This is a genomic window from Amycolatopsis sp. NPDC059021, from assembly GCF_042739895.1.
GTDB lineage: Bacteria > Actinomycetota > Actinomycetes > Mycobacteriales > Pseudonocardiaceae > Amycolatopsis.
The window spans coordinates 1-459 of sequence record NZ_JBHYIQ010000137.1 but is presented as its reverse complement, the minus strand read 5'-3'; the positions used below and the strand labels follow the sequence as shown (position 1 = coordinate 459).

The 459-nt window shown below is 70.6% G+C and carries 1 protein-coding gene; it reads right to left on the bottom strand.

The annotated features are described in order from the left end of the window. On the bottom strand, positions 1–459 hold a 459-nt coding region (locus tag ACFWX1_RS43915; protein ID WP_378395845.1), incomplete at both ends, for an FkbM family methyltransferase.

Genomic DNA, 459 nt, shown 5'->3' with positions numbered 1-459 from the left:
GTGTTGGTGTGCCGTGGTGGGGGGGCGCGGGGCGCGCCCCGCCCCCCAACCCCCCCACGTCCTCGTGGCGGTGACCAGGTGGGTGCTGCCGCCGCGGTAGGCGTCCTGCTGGTGGCCGTCGACGGTGAATCCCTTGGCTCGCAGCAGATTCACGACGGCCGCCAGCCTGCCGTCGAGGTCGTGGACCTCGGTGACGACGGTGCGGATCTTCGGCCAGCAGGAGTCGTCCAGCCCGCGCAGCACCTCCAGTTCGGCCCGTTCGACGTCCACTTTGAGCAGTCCGGCTTCGGTGACCGCGTAGTCGGCGAAGATCTTCGCCAGCGTGGTGACCGGTACGGAGAACTCCACCGCGTCCGACCGGGAGCGGTTCATGAACCCCTCCCGGGCGCCGGCGTCGGTGACGCCGAATCCGCGTTTCGCGGCCTCCATGTTGCGGTGGTCGTGGGCCTCGGTGACGTG